The organism is Nostoc sp. (assembly GCF_036917675.1).
Classification (GTDB): Bacteria; Cyanobacteriota; Cyanobacteriia; order Cyanobacteriales; family Nostocaceae; genus Nostoc.
This window is the reverse complement of the sequence record NZ_JBALCT010000017.1, coordinates 49,342-74,246: the sequence shown is the minus strand read 5'-3', so window position 1 is coordinate 74,246 and position 24,905 is coordinate 49,342. Positions and strand designations below refer to the sequence as shown.

General features: G+C 42.6%; 9 protein-coding genes and 2 pseudogenes. 9 read left to right on the top strand and 2 right to left on the bottom strand.

Going from position 1 to position 24,905, the window contains the following annotated elements; genetic code table 11:
* The first annotated feature begins 222 nt into the window (after window positions 1–222).
* From V7K31_RS07520 to V7K31_RS07505, 4 genes and pseudogenes are all read left to right on the top strand, one after another.
* A complete protein-coding gene (locus tag V7K31_RS07520) occupies window positions 223–6,567 on the top strand; it encodes an ATP-binding sensor histidine kinase (protein ID WP_335093524.1) in 6,345 nt (2,114 codons plus the stop codon).
* Window positions 6,568–6,640: 73 nt separating this feature from the next.
* The gene (locus V7K31_RS07515; RefSeq protein WP_335093522.1) at window positions 6,641–12,043 is read left to right on the top strand and encodes an ATP-binding sensor histidine kinase; all 5,403 of its coding nucleotides are present in this window, start codon (window positions 6,641–6,643) and stop codon (window positions 12,041–12,043) included.
* A gap of 78 nt (window positions 12,044–12,121) precedes the next feature.
* A pseudogene (locus V7K31_RS07510) lies at window positions 12,122–17,514 on the top strand (trifunctional serine/threonine-protein kinase/ATP-binding protein/sensor histidine kinase).
* Window positions 17,515–17,567: 53 nt separating this feature from the next.
* Window positions 17,568–17,777, top strand: a pseudogene (locus V7K31_RS07505) (hypothetical protein); the annotation flags it as partial.
* A gap of 97 nt (window positions 17,778–17,874) precedes the next feature.
* On the opposite strand, the gene aroQ reads toward V7K31_RS07505, so the two are convergent.
* Together aroQ and ctpA are read right to left on the bottom strand one after the other, a co-directional pair.
* A complete protein-coding gene (gene aroQ / locus V7K31_RS07500; protein ID WP_335093521.1) occupies window positions 17,875–18,555 on the bottom strand; it encodes a gamma subclass chorismate mutase AroQ in 681 nt (226 codons plus the stop codon).
* 213 nt (window positions 18,556–18,768) lie between these two features.
* Entirely contained in the window at window positions 18,769–20,013 is a 1,245-nt protein-coding gene (gene ctpA, locus V7K31_RS07495) for a carboxyl-terminal processing protease CtpA (protein ID WP_335093519.1), read from the bottom strand.
* A gap of 511 nt (window positions 20,014–20,524) precedes the next feature.
* Between ctpA and petB the strand changes: the two genes are divergently transcribed.
* From petB to V7K31_RS07470, 5 genes are all read left to right on the top strand, one after another.
* Window positions 20,525–21,172, top strand: coding sequence for a cytochrome b6 (petB, locus tag V7K31_RS07490; RefSeq protein ID WP_334828689.1), 648 nt, complete (start codon window positions 20,525–20,527; stop codon window positions 21,170–21,172).
* Between the two features lie 264 nt (window positions 21,173–21,436).
* On the top strand, window positions 21,437–21,919 hold the full coding sequence (gene petD, locus V7K31_RS07485; RefSeq protein WP_292771259.1) for a cytochrome b6-f complex subunit IV: 483 nt from the start codon (window positions 21,437–21,439) through the stop codon (window positions 21,917–21,919).
* Between the two features lie 626 nt (window positions 21,920–22,545).
* Complete coding sequence (locus V7K31_RS07480; RefSeq protein ID WP_335093579.1) at window positions 22,546–22,989, top strand: ATP-binding protein; 444 nt, start codon at window positions 22,546–22,548, stop codon at window positions 22,987–22,989.
* 474 nt (window positions 22,990–23,463) lie between these two features.
* Window positions 23,464–23,655 carry a GDP-mannose 4,6-dehydratase gene (locus tag V7K31_RS07475; RefSeq protein WP_335093517.1) on the top strand — a complete coding sequence of 64 codons (192 nt, stop codon included), beginning with the start codon at window positions 23,464–23,466 and terminating at the stop codon, window positions 23,653–23,655.
* A gap of 52 nt (window positions 23,656–23,707) precedes the next feature.
* Window positions 23,708–24,889 carry a glycosyltransferase gene (locus tag V7K31_RS07470; RefSeq protein ID WP_335093516.1) on the top strand — a complete coding sequence of 394 codons (1,182 nt, stop codon included), beginning with the start codon at window positions 23,708–23,710 and terminating at the stop codon, window positions 24,887–24,889.
* Window positions 24,890–24,905: the final 16 nt, after the last annotated feature.

The window sequence follows — 24,905 nt, the reverse complement described above, 5'->3', positions numbered from 1 at the left end:
CAGGTTTTACGTAGTAAAACCTTTCTTGAGGTATCTCAGGGACTATGAGACTTAACCGGAAATTGCGTCTACACCGTAGTCCGCCTCTGCGGACTAAAGAAAAAGCGATCGCCACATCTACTAAAGTGCTTTGCTGTTTAATGCAAGTTTTGTAACGTTTGTTAACTAAGATATTGTCCTGGGAATTCTAACCTTAGTACACAAGAATTCTCACAAAAGTTTATGAGCTCAAAAGTTGATGGAACTGTAACGATCACTGGCTACCAAATCATAGAGCAACTTTATTCAGGTTCTCGCACCCAAGTGTATCGGGCAGTTCGAGAAGGCGATCGCCTACCAGTTGTGATCAAGCTCTTAAAACGAGAATACCCTACCTTCAGCGAATTAGTACAGTTTCGCAACCAATATGCGATCGCTAAAAACCTAGATATTCTCAGCATCATCAAGCCCTACACCCTCGAAGCTTATCGCAACGGCTACGCCCTAGTCATGGAAGACTTTGGTGGTGTTTCCTTGCGGGAATTTACTCAAGGAAAACCACTGACTTTAGAGCAATTCTTTGCAATTGCTCTGCAACTATTAGACACGCTACACCTGTTACATCAACAGCGCGTCATTCACAAAGACATTAAGCCAGCCAACATCCTGATTCATCCTGACAGCAAACAAATTAAGCTGATTGACTTCAGTATTGCCTCGCTTTTACCACGAGAAACCCAGGAGATCCAGAGCATCAACGGACTAGAGGGAACACTAGCGTATCTTTCCCCAGAGCAAACCGGACGAATGAACCGGGGCATTGACTACCGCAGCGACTTCTATTCATTAGGTGTGACTTTCTTTGAACTATTGAGCGGACAACTGCCCTTTGACTCCCATGACCCGATGGAGTTGGTGCATTGCCACATTGCCAAGCTTCCACCCTTCCTCTGCGATTTCAGCCCCGATTTGCCCTTGATGCTGGGCGAGATTCTTCGCAAACTGATGGCGAAGAATGCCGAAGACCGCTATCAGAGTGCGTTAGGACTTAAACATGACCTTGTGACCTGCTTAGAACAGTGGCGAGAAACAGGCAAGCATACTTGGTTTGATTTGGGACAGCGCGATATCAGCGATCGCTTTCTTATACCCGAAAAACTCTACGGACGCGAATCAGAAGTGCAGACATTACTGGCGGCATTTGGTCATGTTGCCAATGGTGGCTCCCAACTGATGCTGGTGGCAGGTTTCTCTGGCATTGGCAAAACCGCAGTCGTCAATGAAGTGCATAAGCCGATCGTCCGGTGGAACGGCTACTTCATCAAAGGGAAATACGACCAGTTCAACCGCAACATTCCTCTGTCTGCTTTTGTCCAAGCCTTTCGTGATTTGATGGCACAGTTGCTGAGTGAAAGCGATAGGCAACTGGAGCAATGGCAGAGCAAGATTTTAGCGGCAGTTGGCGAGAACGGGCAAGTTTTGATCGAGGTGATTCCTGAATTGGAGCAGATAATCGGCAAACAGCCTGCGATCGCCGAACTATCGGGCAGTGCGGTACAAAATCGCTTTAATCTGCTGTTCCAAAATTTCATTCAAGTCTTCACCACAACAGAACATCCGTTGGTGATGTTTCTCGATGATTTGCAATGGGCAGATTCGGCATCGCTGAATCTGCTGAAGCTGTTGATGGTAAGCAATCGCGGTTATCTATTCATTATTGGCGCATACCGCGATAACGAAGTGTTTGCGGCTCATTCACTGATGTTAACGCTAGATGAAATCGAAAAGACATCTTCAGGTGTCAACACTCTGACTCTAGCTCCCTTGAGTCAAGCAGATGTGAATCATTTAATCGGCGACTCCCTCAGTTGTGCAACTGAACTGGCATTGCCGTTGACAGAGTTAGTTTATCAAAAAGCCAAAGGAAATCCCTTTTTCACGACTCAGTTTCTGAAAGCGCTGCATGAAGATGGGCTGATTACCTTTGATTGGGAGACAGGTTTTTGGCAGTGTGATGTAGCACAAGTGCGATCGCTTGCTCTCACTGATGATGTGGTGGAATTTATGGCCCAACAGCTTCAGAAATTGCCCAACATCACTCAAGATGTTTTGAAACTGGCAGCTTGTATTGGCAATCAGTTTGATTTGGCGACGCTGGCGATCGTTTTGGAAAAGTCGCACACAGAAGCCGCTTCGGATTTGTGGAAAGCATTGCAAGAAGGATTTATCATTCCGATCAATGAGGTTTACAAGTTTTATCAAACTGAAGCATCAGCCGCCACAGTTCAAACATCAGCAGAGAAAGTTGACACCTGTGCTTACAAATTTCTGCACGATCGCGTCCAACAAGCGGCATATTTCCTGATTCCAGACGAGCAAAAACAGGCAACTCACCTGAAAATTGGGCAACTGCTGCTGAATAATACGCCAGTCACAGAATCAGACAAAAACCTATTTGAGATTGTCAATCAACTCAATATCGGGAAATCCCTGATAATTGAACCATCCCAGCAAATAGAACTGGCTCAACTCAATTTGAACGCTGGACAAAAAGCTAAAGCCGCAACAGCTTATGCAGCTGCATTGGAGTATTCCATCACAAGCATCGCCTTGCTGAACCTGAGCAAGGGGCAGTCTTGCTGGCAAACCCACTACAACCTCACCCTCGCACTGTATGAACTAGCAGCAGAAACCGCGTACCTCAACGGCGATTTTCAGCAGATGCAGCAATGGGCAGATATTGTCCTGCAACAGGCAAAAACTCCCATTGACAAAGTGAAAATCTATGCCGTCAAAATCCAAGCTGATATGGCGCAAGTCAAAAAGCTAGAAGCAGTCAAAATTGGGTTAGAAGCCTTGAAACTTTTGGGGGTAAGCATACCAGAATCACCCGAACCCTCAGACATTCACCAAGCACTCACTCAAACCGCCAGCAATCTGGAGGGGAAGAATATCGAAGAATTGATTAATCTACCATTGATGACAGATATCGAGCATCTATCGGCTGCCAGGATGTTAGCCAATATTGGCCCTGCTATCTATCAAGCTGCACCGATACTATATCCATTGGTGATATGTGAACTGGTGAGCTTATCAATCAACTATGGCAATTCAGCTTTCTCAAGTTATGGTTACGCTTGTTACGGTTTACTGTTAAATGCAGTGTTTCAGAATATTGAATCGGCTTATCAATTTGGTAAATTAGCCTTAAACCTAACAGAAAAGTTCAATGATCCAGACATGAAAGCGTCTGTATTTTTTGTAATGGGAGTTTGTATAGCTCATGCCAAAGTTCATGTCAGAGAAACGTTGCCAATTCTTTGGGATGCCTACCAAAGCGGACTGGAAGGCGGCAATTTTGGATTTGCTGGCTATGCTGCCATACATAAATACCAGCACACGTATCTGATGGGACAGGAACTGACAATAGTTGCACAAGAAATGGTAACCATCAGTGATGTCCTAACTCGACTCAAGCAAGAAAATGCTTTAAGCTTTCATCAAATCTTTCAACAATCAGTCTTGAACTTGCTGAATCCCTCAGAAAATTCATGCATCTTAAAGGGTGAAGTCTATAACGAGGAAACAGCTTTACCACGGCTGAAAGATGCTAATGATATAACTGGGCTTCAGCACTTTTATTTTAATAAATTGATTCTTTGCTACTTGTTTGGAGACTATCCACAAGCACAGGAAAATGCGCTGCAAGCTGAACAGTATTTAGATGGAGTGCGAGGTCTTCTGGTCGTACCAGTATCGTACTTCTATGATTCTTTGGCGCACTTAGCAGTTTACTCATCTGTGCCAGATTCACAACAAGAATCTCTTTTGAGTAGAGTAGCAAAGTACCAAGAAAAAATGAAGAAGTGGGCAGACCATGCGCCGATGAATTTATTGCACAAGTTTCATCTAGTGGAGGCGGAACAGCAGCGAGTGCAAGGAAATAAAGCTGAGGCTATGGACTTGTACGATCGCGCTATTAAAGGAGCCAAAGAAAACGGTTATATCCAAGAAGAAGCCCTCGCCAATGAACTAGCAGCTAAATTTTACCTCGACTGGGGTAAACAGCGCATTGCCCAGTCATACATGACGAACGCCTACTACGGCTATGCTCGTTGGGGCGCTAAAGCCAAAGTCGCCGACTTGGAACGACGCTATCCCCAACTTCTCGCCCCCATCTTAGAGCAAACCCGTTCTCCCCTCTCAACTAACGAAACGATTTTCAGATTGGAGAGTGTCACCTCCACCAGTTCTGCCACTTCCAGCAGTAGCAGCGTCTCTGTTGCTTTAGATTTAGCTACCATTCTCAAAGCTTCTCAAACCCTTTCTGGCGAAATCGAACTCGAAAAACTGCTCTCGGTATTGCTGCATATCGTCATTGAAAATGCCGGAGCCGATAAGTGTGTGTTCATGCTTTTGCAGTCAGATCGGTTGTTAATTCAGGCTTTAGCACAGCTTTCACTTGGTGTTGCATCTGGACAGAACAAGGGAATTGCCCACATCGATTTTTACCCAATGTTGCTTAACCCGCAACCCGTGGAAGACTCTGGTGATGTGCCAGTTAGCTTAATTAATATCGTCAAACGCAGCTTAAAACCAGCAGTAATTGTTGATGCCACGGTGCATCTGCAATTAATCAATGACCCGTATATTCAGCAACAGCAGCCCAAGAGTATCTTGTGCAGCCCGATTTTGCATCAGGGTAAGTTGCTAGGCATATTGTATCTGGAAAATAATTTGACAACCGGAGCTTTTACCAGCGATCGCGTCGAACTCCTGAACTTACTTTGCGCTCAAGCTGCCATTTCTTTGGAAAATGCCCGACTTTATCGAAATTCCCAGAACTATGTTCAACAGTTGGAACAATCTTTAGCAAAATTGCAGGCTAATGAAACCCGCTTCCAAAATTTGGCGAATAATATTCCTGGTATGGTGTACCAATTTCGTCTGGCGGCCGACGGTTCAACTTCAACACCCTACGTTAGCTCTGGCTGCCTGGACTTGTATGGTTTAGCACCAGAGTCGGTGATGGCAGGGACGCATAGCCTTTACGCCATGAATCATCCTGACGATCAACCAGCTATTACCCAAGCGATCGCTTACTCTGCCCAAACTCTGACACCGTTTGACCTAGAATGTCGGATTATCCTGCCTTCAGGAACCGTCAAATGGATTCAATCTCTTGCTCGTCCAGAGCGACAAGTCGATGGCGCAATCTTATGGGATGGGGTGATGATTGATATTAGCAATGTCTACGAAGAGCTTCGCTTACGCAAACAGGCCGAAGCATCTCTAGCCAAAGAACGAGAGTTCTTGAATGCCATTATTCACAATATTACCGATGGAATTGTTGTTTGTGATGCTAGTGGCAAATTGACCTTATTCAATAACGCAACTCGTGAGTTTCATGGCTTACCAGTAGAATCATTACCAGCAGAACAATGGGCAGAACACTTCGATCTCTATCAACCTGATGGTCAAACACCTCTGTCAATCACAGAAATCCCTCTGTTTCGCGCCTTGCAAGGGGAAATAGTCGAAAATGCCGAAATGGTAATTGCGCCGAAGCATGGTTCTAAGAAAATTTTGTTAGCAAGCGGACAAGCAATCTTCGATCCTTTGGGTAACAAAGTCGGTGCAGTAGTTGTGATGCGAGATATTAGCGAAAGGGCGCGGCTTGAAGCCGAACGTAAACTTGCTGAACTTGCCTTGCAGCAAAAATCACTTGATTTACAACAAGCGCTAACTGATCTGCAAAACGCCCAATTACAAATGGTGCAAAGTGAAAAAATGTCTGCACTGGGCAACTTAGTTACTGGTGTAGCTCACGAAATGAATAATCCCCTCGGTTTTATTGCTGCCAGTCTAAAACTTGCTAAACCTACGATCGCTGATATTGTTGAACACTTAAAACTCTATCAATCAAGCCTGCCCAATGGCAGTGATGAAATCAAAAATCATGCTGAAGATATCGACTTGGATTATAGTTTAGAAGACTTGCCCAAGATGATTGATTCCATGACGATGGCGTGCGATCGCCTAAAAAATATCAGCACTAGTTTACGAACTTTCTCCCGTGCTGATCAAGATTATAAAGTACCATTTAACATTCACCAAGGCATCGATAGTACAATTTTAATTTTAAAACATCGTCTCAAGGCGAATGAACAACGTCCAGCGATTGAAGTTGTCACCAACTACGGTAATTTACCTCAAGTCGAATGCTTTCCTGGTCAATTAAATCAGGTATTCATGAATATACTGGCAAATGCTATTGATGCATTAGATGAATCTAATCATGGACGTAGCTTTGAAAAAATAAAAGCCAATCCTAACGGGATTACAATTACAACTTCAGTCGAAAATAATCTAGTTAAAATTGCCATTGCTGATAATGGCCAGGGGATGAATGAATCAGTCAAACAAAAGATATTTGACCATTTATTCACGACAAAAGCTGTCGGGAAAGGAACAGGATTAGGACTAGCGATCGCCCGTCAAATCGTCGAAGAAACTCATAGTGGCAAATTGAGTTTCAACTCTATTATCGGTGAGGGAACAAAATTTTTCATTGAAATTCCGGTATAATTTTTGCTATTTTTGTTGAGTAACTTCAGATATCTGGGAATACTAAATCTAGAAGTCTTAAGGATTTAGCAGCATGGTTAGTACAAGAGTCAATATTCCCGGATATCGCATCAGTGAAGAACTCTACAATGGTTGCAGAACCCAAGTTTATCGTGGGTATCGAGAAACCGACTCCTTAAGAGTAGTGATTAAACTGCTGAAAAATCCTTATCCGAGTTTCGGCGAACTCTTGTCGTTTCGCAATCAGTACACTATAGCTAAAAATCTCAACTCACCTCTTTTTATCCAAACCTACAGCCTCCAAGCCTACCAAAATGCCTATGCGTTGGTGATGGAAGATTTTGGCGGGATTTCTCTCAAAGATTATTTTACCTCTGTAGAGACGCGATATATCGCGTCTCTACAACAGTTTTTAGAAATAGCGATCGCACTGTGCAATATCTTAGATATACTCTATCGGGAGCGGATTATTCATAAAGACATCAAACCCGCCAATATTCTCATTAATCCTGAAACCAAACAAGTTAAATTAATTGACTTTAGCATTGCATCTTTACTACCACGCGAAACCCAAACACTCATTAATCCCAATGTATTAGAAGGAACACTCGCTTATATTTCTCCAGAACAAACAGGCAGAATGAATCGAGGGATTGACTATCGGACTGACTTTTATTCTTTGGGTGTCACTTTTTACGAATTACTCACAGGAGAGTTACCATTTCCATCAAATGATGCGATGGAATTGGTGCATTGTCACATTGCAAAAGAAGCGCTTTTAGTAGATGAAATTAACCTAAAAATCCCGCCTGTACTCTCAGAAATTGTCAAAAAATTGATGGCGAAAAATGCAGAATCCAGATATCAGAGTGCTTTAGGACTGAAATTTGATTTAGAAAATTGTTTACATCAGTTGCAAGAAAGTGGTAATATTGAAGACTTTGAAATTGCGCGAAGGGATGTGTGCGATCGCTTCATCATTCCTGAAAAATTATATGGACGAGAAACCGAAGTATCAACCCTACTGCAAGCCTTTGAGCGAGTTAGCCTTGGTGCAACAGAAATGATGCTGGTAGCTGGTTTTTCCGGGATTGGTAAAACAGCAGTTGTGAACGAAGTCCATAAACCCATTGTGCGGCAACGCGGTTATTTTATCAAAGGTAAATATGATCAATTTCAACGTAATATTCCCTTCAGTGCCTTTGTGCAAGCATTCCGGGATTTAATGGGACAATTGTTAACAGAAAGTGATGCTCAAATCCTGCAATGGAAAAATAAGATACTAGAAGCATTGGGAGATAATGGGCAAGTAGTTATTGAAGTCATTCCCGAATTATCAAGAATTATTGGTCAACAACCAGCAGCCGTAGAATTATCAGGAACTGCTACTCAAAATAGATTTAATTTATTATTCCAAAGATTTACCCAAGTCTTTACAAGTTTTGAACATCCCTTAGTAATGTTTTTAGATGATTTGCAGTGGGCAGATTCCGCCTCGTTGAATTTAATGCAGATATTAATGACGGATACAAGTTATCTATTCTTAATTGGTGCGTATCGTGATAACGAAGTTAGCCCAGCCCATACCTTAATGTTAACTTTGAGTGAAATGCAAAAAAAACAAGCAACAATTAATACGATTCTTTTAGCACCCTTAAATCAAGGCCAAGTGAATCAATTAGTTGCTGACACCCTTAAATGTACAGAAAGTTTGGCATTACCTCTTTCTCAATTGATATCGCAGAAAACTCAGGGTAATCCATTTTTTACTACCCAGTTTATCAAAGCATTGTATCAAGATCAATTAATTCAATTTGATTTTAAGTTTGGTTGTTGGCAATGCGATATTGCTCAGGTAAGTCAGCAAGCAGCTACAGATGATGTGGTGGAGTTTTTGGCATTGCAGTTGCAAAAGTTGCCAACACAAACTCAGGAAGTATTCAAATTAGCGGCTTGTATTGGCAATCAATTTGACTTAAGCACATTGGCAATCGTTTCTCAGCAGTCGGAAACGGAAACGGCAGCTTACTTGTGGCGGGGACTGCAAGAAGGGTTAATTTTGCCTATTAGTGAAACCTACAAGTTTTTCCAGTCGAAGGAATCAGATCAGACAAATCATAATTTTGATATTACAGTTCCTTACAAGTTTTTACACGATCGCGTTCAGCAAGCGGCGTATTCCCTGATTCCAGAAGAGCAAAAGCAGCATACTCATTTACAAATTGGACGGTTACTGTTGGCAAATACTCCAGCCCAACAGCAGTCAGAAAGGCTATTTGAAATTGTTAATCACTTGAATATTGCTATTGCCCTGCTCCATGAGCAATCTGAAAGAGAAATGCTGGCTCAACTCAATCTTCGTGCTGCCGAGAAAGCAAGAGCTTCAACTGCTTATACTGCTGCCTTTAACTATGCTCAAATAGGTACTCAATTGCTGGGAACATCTGGTTGGAAAAAACAATATTCTCTGACATTAGCACTTTCCGAAACCTTAGCCGAAGCCGCCTTCCTCAATAGAGACTTTGAGGTAGTTCCCGCACTGGTCAAATTGGTGTTAGATCACGCTCAGATACCTCTCGATCGCGTCAAAACCTATGAGACAATTATCCAATTTTATACCGTTCAAAAGCAATATCAAGAAGCGATCGCTTGTGGTTTAGAAATTTTGCAACAGTTGGGAATTAAATTATCTCCCCAACCCCATCGATTGATTCTCTTACAAGAATTAGTCAAAACTAAAATCGCCTTGTGGGGTAAATCTAACGAAAGGCTGCTAGCTTTACCAGAGACTACCGCCCCAGAAAAAACAGCTCCATTGCAGATTTTAGATATCTTGCTAATCCCAGCTTACTTTTGTTGCCAAGAATTGATGGTGGTTTTAGCTACGGTTGGCGTACAGCTGACATTGCGCTATGGTAGCACCCCTTGGGCAGCTAGTTTTTATGGTACTTACGGCTTGATCCTGTCGAGTTTGGGAGATTTGAAACAAAGTTATCGCCTGGGGAAACTGGCAATTATTCTTAGCGATCGCTTTACCAATCTATCAATTACGGCAAAGGTGAAAGCGCTCACCCCTTGGTTCTCTCAACCCTGGCGAGAAGATTTCCACTCTAGTTTGCCTATAATCGAAGATAGTATCAAGGCCGCAACAGACAGTGGTAATCTGACATCTATGGGTCTGGCTGCATATTTGTCCGTTGTCATCAGGTTCTATTTAGGTATTCCGTTAGATGAACTAGAAGCAAAAATGTCAACTATTGCAGGTATAGTTGCACAATCTAAGGATGAATCTAGTCAACAATTATTAGCAATCTATCATCAAACTTTTTGCAATTTACGAGAAACATCCACAGAACCATTCAACCTATTGGGGGTTGGTGGTGATGAGATGAAATTAATATCCCTGTGGGAAGAGCGTGATGAAGCCTCCACACTAGCAACCTTTTATAGCTTAAAAACTTTTTTAGCCTATGTTTTTGAAGATATCCCCAAGGCTTTAAGCTATGCCGATGCTCAGTTACCATACGAATATTCCGAGACTGGCTGTTACCCAATTACTCAAATTTGGATGGTTGATGCTCTCACCCGACTAGCAGCCTATGCCCAAAGTAGCGATCGCGTCAAAAAACAATTACTCAAGCGGGTGATTGTCAATCAACGCCATTTATGGAAACGCGCTCAGTTAATGCCAGCGAACTTTCAACATAAGTACGATTTAGTAGAAGCCGAAAAATGTCGAGTGTTGACTAACTTTACCAGAGCAATGGAACTTTATGATCGGGCGATCGCTGGAGCTAAACAAAACAACTACATCCAACAAGAAGCACTGAGCAACGAACTTGCAGCGAAATTTTACCTCAACTGGGGCAAAGAAAAAGTGGCTGTTGCATATATGCAAGAAGCATACTATTGCTACGCTCGCTGGGACGCAAAAGCCAAAACCGACGACTTAGAAAAACGCTATCCCCAACTACTTCAACCCATCCTGCAACAGCAACAAATCAACCTCACACACAACGAAACTATAGCTACCATAGCCCAGACATCAAATTTCTCATCTACTTACACTTCTATAATTAGTATTTCCGATGTCCTAGATTTGACTTCCATCCTCAAAGCTGCTCAAACTATCTCCAGCAGTATTAAGTTAGACGAACTCGTCGCCAGTCTCACCAAAATCATCCTGGAAAATTCCGGTGCGAAAAAATCTGTACTCATTCTCCCCCTGGAAGATACTTGGCAAGTCCAAGCAATTACCTTGATTAATCATCGAGACAATTCTCAAGCTCAAATACAAACTATCCTTGAACCACAACTAATAGATACTTGTCAAGATATCCCTAGAAAAATTATCAATTACGTCAAGAATACCCAAAAAACAATTGTCATAGACAATTGTCAAACAAATATTTCTGGGGTGATTGGGGAATATATGCTGCAACATCAACCCCAAAGTGTCTTATGTACACCTATTATTAACCAAGGGAATTTAGTAGGAATTCTCTATCTAGAGAATCAGCTAACAAGCGGCGTGTTTACTACCGAACGCTTACAAGTAATTCACCTCCTGGCTTCTCAAGCTGCAATCTCTCTAGAGAATGCCCGACTGTATCAACAAGCCGGGCAAGCATTACAAGATTTACAACAAGCACAATTACAAATTGTCCAAAGTGAAAAAATGTCTGCATTAGGTAATCTTGTTGCTGGTGTCGCTCACGAAATGAATAATCCCCTCGGTTTTATTTCTGCCAGTCTAGAACAAGCTAAACCAACGTTTACTGATATTATCGAACACTGGAAATTATATCAAGAAAATTTCCCCAACAAGAGTGAGGAAATCAAAAGCCACGAGTCAGAAATAGATTTGGAATATACTTTAGAAGACTTACCCAAGATAATTGATTCCATGTCTATGGCGTGCGATCGCCTCAAAAATATCAGCACTAGTTTACGAACTTTCTCCCGTGCTGATCAAGATTATAAAGTAAAATTTAACATTCACGAAGGCATTGATAGCACAATTTTAATTTTGAAACATCGTCTCAAGGCGAATCAACAACGCCCTGGGATTGAAGTTGTCACCAACTACGGTAATTTTCCTCAAGTAGAATGTTTTCCTGGTCAATTAAATCAGGTATTTATGAATCTTATAGCTAATGCTATTGATGCCTTAGATGAATCTAATCATGGACACTCTTTTCAGGAAATTAAAGCCAATCCTAACTGCATTACAATCACAACCTCAGTCAAAAATGATTTAGTTAAAATTGCTATTGCTGATAATGGTAAGGGGATAAATGAATCAGTGAAACAAAAGATTTTTGACCACTTATTTACTACAAAAGGTGTGGGTAAAGGGACAGGATTAGGATTAGCGATCGCTCGTCAAATCGTTGAAGAAACCCACGCCGGAAAATTGAGTTTTAACTCGGTTCTGGGTGAGGGAACAAAATTTATTATTGAAATTCCGGTGTAAATAAAATTTTGGTGTTTTTTATAAACAACTTCAGATATCTGGGAATACTAAATCTGGAAGCCTTCAGGATTTAGCAATATGGTAAGCACTCTAGCCAATATTCCCGGATATCGCATCAGTGAAGAACTCTACAATGGTTCTAGAACTCTGGTTTTTCGAGGGAATCGAGAAACCGATTCATTACCCGTAGTGATTAAACTGCTGAAAAATTCTTATCCGGGTTTCAGCGAACTGGTGCAGTTTCGCAATCAGTATACCATTGCCAAAAATCTTAACTCACCTTTGTTCATCGCCACCTACAGCCTGGAACCCTGCCAAAATGGCTATGCGTTAGTGATGGAAGATTTTGGCGGGATTTCTCTAAGAGATTATTTCACCCATGTAGATGCGTTGCACACAACGTCTCTACAGGAGTTTTTAGAGATAGCGATCGCACTCTGCAACAGCTTAGATATCCTCTATCGCGAGCGGATTATTCATAAAGACATCAAACCCGCCAATATTCTCATTAATCCTGAAACCAAACAAGTTAAATTAATTGACTTTAGCATTGCATCTTTACTACCACGGGAAACCCAAACACTGATAAATCCCAATGTATTAGAAGGAACACTTAGTTATATATCCCCAGAACAAACAGGAAGAATGAATCGGGGAATTGATTATCGGACTGACTTTTATTCTTTAGGTGTAACTTTATACGAATTACTGACTGGTGAATTACCGTTCAAGTCAAACGACCCGATGGAGTTAGTACATTGTCATATTGCGAAACTTCCACCCTTAGTACATAAAATTAACCCACAAATCCCGTCTGTACTCTCAGAGATTGTCAACAAATTGATGGCAAAAAATGCTGAAGACCGCTATCAGAGTGCATTGGGGCTGAGATTTGATTTAGAAAATTGTTTATCTCAACTTCAAGTTTCTGGTGAAATTAAGAGTTTCCCAATTGCAGAACGGGATGTGTGCGATCGCTTCCTCATCCCTGATAAACTTTATGGAAGAGAAACCGAAGTAGAAACGTTACTCCAAGCATTTGAAAGAGTCAGCTTTGGCGCAACAGAAATGATGCTGGTAACGGGGTTTTCCGGTATTGGTAAAACCGCAGTTGTCAACGAAGTCCATAAACCGATTGTGCGGCAACGCGGTTATTTTATCAAAGGGAAATTTGACCAATTTAATCGCAATATTCCCTTAAGTGCCTTTGTGCAAGTATTCCGTGATTTAATGGGGCAGTTGCTCAGTGAAAGCGATACGGAATTACACATCTGGAAAACTCAGATTCTTCAGGCTATAGGGGACAATGGGCAGGTAATCATTGAGGTGATTCCCGAATTAGAACGCATCATCGGTAAGCAAGCACCCGCGACAGAATTATCAGGAACTGCGGCACAAAATAGATTTAATTTACTGTTCCAAAAATTCATTCAAGTCTTCACAACTAAAGAACATCCCTTAGTGATGTTTTTGGATGATTTACAGTGGGCTGATTCTGCCTCACTCAATTTGATGCAACTTTTGATGAATGAGTCGGAAAGTCGCTATTTATTGATGATTGGGGCTTACCGAGATAATGAAGTTTCACCGGCGCATCCCTTAATGTTGACCTTAGATGCTGTAGCCAAAGCTAACGCCACCATCAATACCATTACTTTGCGCCCTCTCAGTCAGGGTAGCTTAAACAAGCTAGTCGCTGATACGCTCAACTGCAATATTTTGACGGCTCTTGCCTTGACAGAACTGATTGCCTTGAAAACAAAAGGCAATCCCTTTTTTGCTACCCAGTTTCTCAAAGCATTGTATCAAGATGGATTAATTCATTTTGATCTCAACGTGGGACATTGGCAGTGCGATCTGGCAGAGATTCGCACTGTCGCCATGTCCGATGATGTCGTGGAATTTATGGCATCACAGTTACAAAAACTGCCCTCTTATACCCAAGATATTCTCAAATTAGCCGCTTGTATTGGCGCACAGTTTGATTTGAATACGCTGGCGATTGTCTCCCAACAATCGGAATCTGATGCCGCCGTCGCCCTCTGGAAAGCCTTGCAGGAAGGATTAATCCTCCCCCAAAGTGAACTTTATAAGTTCTATGTGGGCGAATTGGATACAACCCAAAACACACAAACTGAAACGCTCAATTATAAGTTCCTCCACGATCGCGTCCAACAAGCTGCTTATTCACTGATTCCCGAAGAGCAAAAACAGACGACTCATTACCAAATCGGGCAACTACTTTTACAACAGATTTCCCCAGATGCTAGAGTTGACCGGATTTTTGAAATAGTCAATCAATTAAATTACGGAACTGCTTTAATTAACCAACCCAAAGAACGAGAAGAATTAGCAAGACTTAATCTGATTGCCTGTCGCAAAGCCAAAAGTGCCACTGCATATCAAGCAGGGCGTGAATATGCCAGCACGGGATTATTCCTGCTAGGAGAACAGGCTTGGCAGCAACAATATGAAATGACTCTATCATTCCATGAAGATGCGGCGGAATTGGCTTCGCTCATCGGTGACTTTGAGGCAATGGAACAGTTGATTGAGACAGTCATCACCTCTGCACACTCTTTACTGGAAAAGCTCAATGTTTACCGGATTAGAATTCAAGCCAATACCACCCAAAATAAACTGACCGAAGCCCTGGCGATTGGTACACAACTTCTGCAACAGCTTGGTGTAACTTTGACCGAATCACCCACACCAGCTGATATTCAACAGTCAATCCAAGAGATTAGCGACCTGATTGGCGATCGGGACATTGCAGAGTTTGTTCACCTGCCGATGATGACCGATGCCCACACCATTGCCATTGTCCAAATTACCACCAGCATCGTGGCAGCAGCTTACCACTGTGGCTCTCCCTTGTTCCCCTTACTGGTTTCCTTGTCAGTCAAATTATCCTTGCAGCACGGAAACATCGCTATTTCCGCTTTTAACTATGGTTGCTATAGCATGATTGTCTGTAATCTCTTGCAAGATGTGGATTTAGCAACACAGTTTGGTCAGTTGGCATTGAATGTGGTCTTAAAACTTGATGCTAAAGCGGCTAAACCTGACGTATTAGTGACGGTGGGATCGTCTATCTTACACCGCAAAGCTCACATCAAAGAAACATTACCACTCTTGAGGGAGGGCTACACGACTGCCCTGGAAGTGGGAAATCTGCAATTTGCCGCATATAGTGCCTACTGTTTCTGTGTGAATACTTTCTGGTGCGGTCAGTCCCTTGCCACCTTAGAGCAGGATACGCGCGCTACAATGCTTTGGTGCAACTTAACCAATTGGCATCAGCCAATTACTGCCTGCTTTGTTGGCAATCTATTTTAAACTTACTAGGTTTGGCGGAGCATCCCACCCTGCTGTCTGGTTCAGCCCGCCAAGAGACGGAACTTTTGCCCCTGCTGCTGTCTGCAAATGATCTATTTGGGCTGTATCACTTCTATTTGTATAAGCTGACCCTTTGCTTTTTGTTTGGGGAAATTGAGCTAGCGAACAACCATGCAGTTGAGGCTAGAAACTATTTAATCGCTATTGCGGGAATGGTCAGCGAACCTGCATTTTATTTCTATGATTCTTTGATTGCCATAGCACAGTTAAATCAACCGTCAGGCGAGGGTTCAACCGCTTTAGAACGGGTGGCACAAAACCAAACCCAGTTACAGCACTGGGCGCACCATGCCCCGATGAATCACCAACATAAGGTGGATTTGGTAGAAGCAGAAAAATGTAGAATTTTAGGCAAAAATTATGAAGCAGGGGATTGGTACGATCGCGCCATATCTGGAGCTAAAGCCAACGAGTACATCCAAGAAGAAGCCTTAGCCAACGAACTAGCCGGCAAGTTTTATCTCAATTGGGGTAAAGAAAAAGTTGCCGCAGGTTATATGCAAGAAGCCTATTACTGCTATGCCCACTGGGGAGCTAAAGCCAAAACTGATGATTTGGAAAACCGCTATCCAGAGTTGCTTTGCCCGATTTTACAGCAGTCCGAACCCTCAGTGACGATGTTAGGCACATTAGCAACAATCTCCACTCCCAACTATTCCCTTCATTCCAACACCAACAAAAGTTCTAGCAGTTCCAGCATCAATACAACCCTCGATTTTGCTGCCATTCTCAAAGCCTCCCAAGCACTTTCGAGGACGATTCAATTAGAGGATCTACTCCACCAACTGACCCAAGTTATTCTGCAAAATTCGGGGGGCGATCGCTGTGCCTTAATCTTACCCAACGAGAATCAAGTCTGGGAAGTCCGGGCGATCGCCACACCCACTGCAACCGAACTCTACTCCGAACCCCTGGAAAACAACCCCAATCTACCCGTCAAACTGATTCAATATGTCAAAAACACTCAACAAGTCGTGATCATTGACGATTTAAAAACCGATTTACCCGTAATTGAGGATTATTTGAGACTACACCAGCCTAAAAGTGTCCTGTGTTTACCCATTCTCAATCAAGGACATTTGGTTGGTATTTTATATCTCAACAATCGCTTAACCAGTGGTGTGTTTACCAGCGATCGGATCATTATTCTCGACTTCCTCTGCACCCAAGTGGCGATTTGTCTAGAAAATGCCCGACTTTACAATCAAGCCCAGCAGACCCTCATCGACCTGCAAAATGCTCAATTACAAATAGTTCAAAGTGAAAAAATGTCGGCGCTAGGTAACTTAGTCGCCGGAGTTGCCCACGAAATCAACAATCCCGTTGGCTGTATTATTGGCAACGTTGGCGCTGTCCAAGATTCCATCAATGACCTATTTGGGCTGATTGACCTCTACAAGGAGCAATTCCCCCAACCTGGGACGGAAATTGAAGAAGAATTAGAGACAATCGACCTAGAATATTTACGGGATGATTTACCCAAGTTAATCAGAGCCATGAAAGATGGTGGCGATCGTATCACGTCTATCAGTAAGAGTCTCCGTACTTTCTCCCGTGCCGATAGCGACCAAAAACAAGCCTTCAATCTCCACGAAGGCATTGATAGCACCATCTTGATTTTACGCCATCGCCTCAAAGCTTCGGAGACTCGTCCAGCCATTGAAGTTGTCACCAACTACGGTAATATCCCGGCGATTAATTGCTTTCCCGGTCAATTAAATCAGGTATTTATGAATCTGATTGCTAATGCTATTGATGCATTAGATGAATCTAATCATGGCCGTAGCTTTGAAAAAATAAAAGCCAATCCTAACTGGATTACAATTACAACTTCAGTCGAAAATAATCTAGTTAAAATTGCTATTCTGGATAATGGTAAGGGAATGAACGAAGAAGTGAAACACAAGATTTTTGACCATTTATTTACTACGAAAGCTGTTGGGAAAGGGACGGGGTTGGGACTTGCGATCGCCCGTCAAATTATTGTGGAAAAACATGGCGGAGCGATCGAGGTTAACTCTCAACTTGGCGAAGGAACTGAATTTGTGATTCAGCTACCGTTGTCGGCATAAACGAGAAAATGGCAGTTGTTGTAGGATAAAAATAAATTCTCGCTGCCCTAATTATGCCTCATTCCTCGCTTTGGCGTTTGACAGTTCCCCCGTTGGAAAACGGCGATCGCCTCACCCGCTTTGAATTTGAGCGGCGCTACAATGCCATGCCCAAATTAAAAAAAGCCGAATTGATTGAAGGAACTGTCTACATGGCTTCCCCGTTGCGTTTTGAACCACACGCTGAACCTCATGCTAGAGTCATAACCTGGCTAGGAGTGTATTGGCGAAGGAACTGAATTTCTGATTCAGCTACCGTTGTCGGCATAAGCGAGAAAATCGCAGTTGTTGTCAGATAAAAATAATTTGTCGCTAGCCCGATCAATGGAAGTTACCCACTTTGCAAGCAGCGCTTTGAAATTGCAGCAGGGGTGAAATTGCTAGGCTCTGTACTTGCTGATCAATACCATCTCCCTGAATAATCACCTGGGAACGTGACTGAATTAATTCCCGTATCTGCGGACAACCTAGAACAGGAGTCAGTTCTGTTAAAGAAAAGACAAGTTCTGTGTTTAATTTATCTAACGATGGTCGCAATGTCTGGTTTAAGTCTGGCACGTTAGGAAAAGATTTAATGCCTTGTTTTTGCCAGTTTTGAAAATCAACTGTTTGGATGAGTTTTCCTGCTTCTATTTGCGCTTTAAAAAATCCTGCAACTCTATCGGGTTCTAAACTATGGGTTGTTGCTTGTTGCCTAACCTTTAATAGTAACTCTTGTTCGCGCTTTAGATCCTCAATAGGACGTTTGTGATTCCATTTCCACCGGGCTACATCATGTGCAATTATTAATCGCTGCTGGATCAATTTTAGTAATTTATCTACAGGTAGTTGTTGATCTGCGATCGTAATAGCTTGAGGATTTGCTGATTGTACTGACCCAGAGTTCTGAGCAGCAAAATATAATTTTAAGTTGGCAGCAACTACTGTACTACTAAAAAAAAGTCCAAAGAAAATTATTATGACAAACAACAGTGGATGCTTTCTGAAAAAACTTAAATTCATGTCAAAAAGTTTATACACTCTGCTACTTAGCAGTATTTTCCATTAATTCCACAGGAATACAGTATTTTCAATCCCAGACAAAATATCTCATAGTTACTGACAAAAAGCAAGTTCAGCAGCTATCCGCTCACAATTTATTCGGTTATTCCCAGTCAGAGACTGGGAATAAGTCGAACTGCTGTACAGATGCGATTAATCGCGTCTCCTAACTTTTTACGCCTTTGGCACCATCACTGAGTTTTTAATCAAAAGTTCCACTGCTGCTTGATATTGCAGATCCACTTCGCTGCCAATCTGTTCGCGGTCAATGGCTGCTTGGGAAATCACTGTATCCGGCTTAATACCTAGTTTATTAATATCGCGGTGCTGAGGAGTTTCATACTTAGCAATTGTGACTGCCAAGCCCGAACCATCTGATAATTCAAATAATGATTGAATTAAACCCTTTCCAAAGGTGGTTTCGCCTACCAACTGGGCACGACGATTATCTTGGAGTGCGCCAGCGAGAATCTCACTCGCACTAGCAGTTCCTTGATTCACCAAAATCACCAGAGGATCGTTCGTCAAGGCTGGCCCTTGGGCTTCAAAACTACCCTGAATGCCTTGTCGGTTAACAGTGTAGACTATGATGCCGGAGTCTAGCCACAGACGGGCGATTTCAATTCCTGATTGCAATAGCCCCCCAGGATTATTTCGCAAATCCAGAATGTAGGCAGCAGCGCCTTTTTTTTCTAGACTAGAAATAGCGTGTGCCAATTCCGTTGAGGCGTTGGCATTGAATTGAGTCAGGCGAAGGTAGCCAATGGGTGTACCCTCAGTGGAAACACGTAATTCGGAAACCACAGGATTAAGAGCAATGCGATCGCGTGTCAATCTAATTTCTGTTTCTGTATCTCCGTCTCGTTCGATTAAAAGAGTCACAAGGCTACCACTGGGACCGCGCATTCTGGTCGCAGCTTCATCAAGGGTGAGATTTTCTGTAGAGATGCCTTCAATTTTGAGAATGCGATCGCGTGGTCTAATCCCCGCTTTCTCTGCCGGTGAACCGGCGATTGGAGCCACTACTTCCAACTTCCCAGTCTCAGGATTCAAGGCAATTTGCAATCCTACCCCAGTCAGTTCCCCAGAAGTATTGACCTGTAAGCTGCGGTACTGTTCTGGATCTAAAAAGCGGGTAAAAGGATCATCGAGGCTCTTGAGCATCTTCCCAATTGCCGTATAACTGGCATTGGAGTCTGTGAGGGGCTTTTCCAGAGCCTTTTGCCGGACAGTCGCCCAGTTTTGATGATTAAACGTCTCATCTAGATAAGTGCGATTAACAATTCGCCAAACTTCCGAAACCAGCTTTTGTTCCGATGTCAAAGCCACCGCCGGCTGAGTGAGCGTACCAAACGCCAACCAAAACGCCATTAACAATGAAAATCCAACCCGAAAAACTTGTTTATTCATGAACCCCATTATCAATTCCACCTCAACCCAAATTGCCTAGATAATGCCTACTTGCCCTGTTGTTGATGAAATCTATCTCTCGATTATGTTACTTTTTTTATAGAAGTGGTGCATTTTTCTCATCAAGTTGTTCAGTCAACTGATGCATCGTATCCACTCACCAAAGGATAAAATCTACTTTGTGTCCACCATTTTCTGTGTAGGGGCGTAAAGAGATCGCAATATATTCCGTCTTTACGGGGCTTGATGCGTAAAGCTCCCGGCTAGAAACCGGGGGGATATAAGCTCCCGAATTTAGCGTCCCTTGCGCGTGCCGTCAGGCAAGCTGATTCGGGAGAGTATCTCAAAAAGTGTAAAGTTTCTGAAGTCTTTTATCACACTGAAAGCTGACAAGCAAAAAACTCCCCTTTACTAAAATCCCAAAATTGCTAATTGGGAGAGAAGTCTGAGCCAAGGCTTGTGCCGATTCAGAACTTCGGGATTTATCAACCGCAACCGACTTTTAGGAACTTGAGATTGTATGGCTAACGTTTACGACTGGTTTGAGGAACGCCTAGAAATTGAGGCGCTCGCTGAAGATGTCACTAGCAAGTACGTCCCTCCCCACGTCAATATATTTTACTGCTTGGGTGGAATTACCCTGGTTTGCTTTCTTATCCAGTTTGCCACTGGATTTGCCATGACGTTCTACTACAGACCAACAGTAGCTGAAGCTTTCTCCTCAGTGCAGTACATCATGACTGAAGTAAGCTTCGGTTGGCTAATTCGCTCCATCCATCGCTGGTCTGCCAGCATGATGGTATTGATGATGATTTTGCACACCTTCCGGGTTTACCTGACTGGTGGTTTCAAAAAGCCCCGCGAATTGACCTGGATAAGTGGTGTCATTCTAGCTGTGATTACCGTTTCCTTTGGAGTTACCGGCTATTCCCTACCTTGGGATCAAATTGGCTACTGGGCTGTAAAAATCGTTAGCGGCGTACCAGAAGCAATTCCCGTGGTTGGCGTTCTCATCTCCGACTTGCTGCGCGGCGGTTCGAGCGTTGGTCAAGCAACACTAACTCGTTACTACAGCGCCCACACCTTTGTGCTGCCTTGGTTGATTGCAGTCTTCATGCTGTTTCACTTCTTAATGATCCGCAAACAAGGCATTTCGGGTCCTTTGTAATCTTAGCTATTAGCGAAAGGCAACATTTATCAGTTTTCAGATGAAGTTGTTTGTTTTAAACTTATGAAACACAAGAAATTAATTGTACATAAGTTCCAAAAAACAAACACTTAATATAAGAAGCCGAAAGCTGTAAGTAAAGACGCTCCAGGCAGCTGATTGTAAATAGACAAACGCTATTTGCCGCTTTTGCTAGGGTTGCCTAGTAGCTGATAGCTTTCACAAATGCTTTAATTTAACTTAAGCAGGAGAACACATTTCAAAATGTCAACACAAAAAAAACCTGACCTGAGCGATCCTCAGTTAAGAGCCAAACTCGCTAAAGGCATGGGTCACAACTACTATGGTGAACCCGCTTGGCCTAATGATCTACTTTACGTATTTCCAATCGTAATCATGGGTTCCTTCGCTGCGATTGTGGCTCTAGCTGTGTTAGATCCCGCGATGAACGGTGAACCAGCAAATCCTTTCGCCACACCATTGGAAATTTTGCCGGAGTGGTACTTATATCCAGTCTTCCAGATTTTGCGATCGCTTCCTAACAAACTTTTAGGAGTGTTAGCAATGGGTTCAGTACCAGTCGGGCTGATTCTCATTCCCTTTATTGAGAACGTCAATAAATTCCAAAACCCTTTCCGCCGTCCAGTTGCAACCACAGTATTCCTCTTTGGTACCCTTGTCACCCTGTGGCTGGGTATTGGTGCTGCCTTGCCATTGGATAAATCTTTGACCTTGGGACTATTCTAAATTAGTCACCACAAAGTGCTTTGACGCCTGTGAGTTTCAAGAGCAGATGCAGATGTGCTTTTGAAAAAAATTAACAGGCGTCAATTTTAACAGGAAAGAATTCAGGAATCAGGAGCCAGAATTCCCCAATTAAATTCTGAACGAAAAAGCGGATAGCGCAGCAGTTGCGAGTCCGCGAGCATCTGAATAAACGGGTTTAAGTCCCCACTAGATATGCTTTCTTTAGTGGTTAACAAGACAGTGGTGGTAACAGAGCAGTTCGACAAGTTCACTGTGTCACTTTTTTGAAGTGTGGGTCTCTCTATACAAAGTTGCTCCTCTTGGGGAGACCCCAAGACCGCAGGCGCTGAATCCCCCATTGATTGCATTCTGAATTCTTCTTGAAGTTTTGGATTGAAAAGCTATTCCAAAATCTCAAATTACCAAAAGTCAACAAATACAAACATTTTTCACTTACTTAACTTAAGTTGCTAGTTACAACCCTCGAAATCCCAAAATGGTTCATGTTTTGTATTTTGGTACACAGAATATGTCAATTTAGATTTTTCTATGTCAGAGAGATTTTGCGAATAGTGCAAAATTTTATAACTAGTAACTTGGGTTTATTTATATTCAAGTCACAGTTAATTCTTAGCATAGTGCAGGAAGATCATCTGAGGGTTAAGAGCGAACTCAGTCTCCTAAATCAGGTGCAAGAATGGTTCGAGCAATTTTGTCTGCAACATTTGTCTCAACTTGGCTGGTCAAAAACCCAACTTGATCGCCTCAATTTAGCATTAGCAGAAGGCTTTACCAACGCTGTTCGTCATGCTCATCATGCTTTACCCCCGGAAACAATCATTGAGATTAACGTTTATCTCTGGATTGACCGACTAGAGATTAGAATTTGGGATTATGGAAAACCTTTCAATCCTGATGCGATCGCAGAACCAGCCCCAGGTACTCTACAAGTAGGCGGCTATGGATGGTTTCTCCTGCGGCGGTTGGCTGACCGTGTTGTATACGAACGTGGTGCGGATGGTAGAAATTGCCTGCTCATCGTCAAATACTCTGTAGAAACACAAAAATAAAATGGTCGCCGCTACGCGTAGCAAGATCCCCGTAGGGATACGGATATTTTTCCCAAAGTTGAGCTATTCACTTCAAAACAGAAGGACGAGCGTAAGGAGTCTCTGATTAAATATATAGTTATTTGATTGATAAGAGTATACTCTTTTTTCAATATTATTTTGATTGGAGTAATATGTTTTTTACGTAAAATTGCTTATTTATTATGATTTTTTTGTAAAGCACCAAAGAAGATTTTAAGAATATTTTTGTATAAAAAGAATTAATGAATATAGTAAAGATATAGCGGTTCTCGACAAGGGTGAGGTAAAATTTTGACCTCACTTCCATTCCTCTCTCCTAAAAGGAGAGAGGAATGGAATTTTTCCCCCTTCCCGCTTCGGGAAGGGGGTTAGGGGATTAGGTCTGTTTGCATACCTGTACCTCAGCGGATTGAAAATGGCTATAACATTCGAGTTATACTAGCTCCCTAGCCTTTGAGTTTGTCGGATTGGACGCAGTATGTAGTCCTAAATACCAGTCTATTGCGAGAAGATGAGCATTTTCAAGTAGTAGCTAACCCCCATAAAGCTAAAAGAAACCTCGGATGGGAACCCCAAGTGAGCTTTGAGGAACTTCTAGAAGAAATGGTAAAAGCAGATTTAGAACGGTTACAAAACGCTGCGTAGGCGTAGCCCGTTGTAGACATCGCGCCCTGACTGCGAGTGTAAATAATCTAATATGCACATCACTACAGTGACAGAAAACCTGAAGTTAGGTGATAAAGTTAACAAAAAAACGAATCATGTCTTCGTGTTTTTAGAAATTTTTGCCCACGAAGGTGGTATTCAATCATATATAAAAGATATTTTTCGCGCCTATCTGGGATTAAGCCAACCCTATAAGGCAGAAGTCTTTTTGCTGCGAGATAGTCCTGAAAGCTTAAATCCGTTTGAAGACGAAAACTTAAAATTTCATCACTTTAAAAATCAGTCTCCCTATTTGGGAAGACTGCAAATGGCAGCAGCTTTACTTAAGTGTTTGTTGCAAAGCCGTCCGCAGCAAGTTTTCTGTGGTCATATTAACTTAGCAGTATTAATCCAAACTCTTTGCCAGCCCTTGGGGATTCCTTACACTGTGCTAACTTACGGTAAAGAAGTCTGGGAACCGCTCAAAAATCAAGAACGTCGCGCCCTGACATCAGCAGCTGGAATTTGGGCAATTAGTCGCTACAGCCGCGATCGCGCTTGTGTTGCCAATGGTATAAACCCCAAAATGGTACAGATGATGCCTTGTGCAATTGATGGGGATAAATTTACTCCTGGTTGCAAGCAGCCAGAATTAGGAAAGAAGTATGGCTTAACTGGTGCTAAGGTGTTAATGACCGTAGCGCGGTTATGGTCAGGGGATATTTACAAGGGTGTAGATATCACGATTCGGGCATTATCACAAATCGCTCAGGTTTTCCCAGAAGTGAAATATTTGGTAATTGGTCGCGGTGATGACCAACCGCGATTAGCGCAGCTAGCTGCATATTTAGGTGTGAGCGATCGCGTCGTGTTTGCTGGTTTCGTTGCCACAGAAGAATTAATCGAACATTACCGCCTTGCTGATGCCTATATTATGCCTTCGCAAGAAGGCTTTGGCATTGTTTATCTGGAAGCAATGGCTTGTGGAGTGCCTGTATTATCCGGTGACGACGATGGCTCTGCTGATCCCTTGCAGGATGGTAAACTGGGATGGCGAGTCCCACATCGCAGTTCTGATGCTGTAGCAGCCGCTTGTATAGAAATGCTTCAAGGGGATGACCAGCGATGTGATGGAGAGTGGCTGCGAGAACAAGCGATCGCACTATTTGGCATAGATGCCTTCCAACAGCACTTACAAAAAATGCTTGTATCCTCAGTAATCAAGTCCAAATGACAAATGACCAATGACT

What these genes read in the sequence shown, in the direction of transcription:
- V7K31_RS07520 (WP_335093524.1), top strand. Translation starts at nt 223, where the DNA reads ATGAGCTCAAAAGTTGATGGAACTGTAACGATCACTGGCTACCAAATC.
- V7K31_RS07515 (WP_335093522.1), top strand. Translation starts at nt 6,641, where the DNA reads ATGGTTAGTACAAGAGTCAATATTCCCGGATATCGCATCAGTGAAGAA.
- aroQ (WP_335093521.1), bottom strand. Translation starts at nt 18,555, where the DNA reads ATGAATTTAAGTTTTTTCAGAAAGCATCCACTGTTGTTTGTCATAATA.
- ctpA (WP_335093519.1), bottom strand. Translation starts at nt 20,013, where the DNA reads ATGGGGTTCATGAATAAACAAGTTTTTCGGGTTGGATTTTCATTGTTA.
- petB (WP_334828689.1), top strand. Translation starts at nt 20,525, where the DNA reads ATGGCTAACGTTTACGACTGGTTTGAGGAACGCCTAGAAATTGAGGCG.
- petD (WP_292771259.1), top strand. Translation starts at nt 21,437, where the DNA reads ATGTCAACACAAAAAAAACCTGACCTGAGCGATCCTCAGTTAAGAGCC.
- V7K31_RS07470 (WP_335093516.1), top strand. Translation starts at nt 23,708, where the DNA reads ATGCACATCACTACAGTGACAGAAAACCTGAAGTTAGGTGATAAAGTT.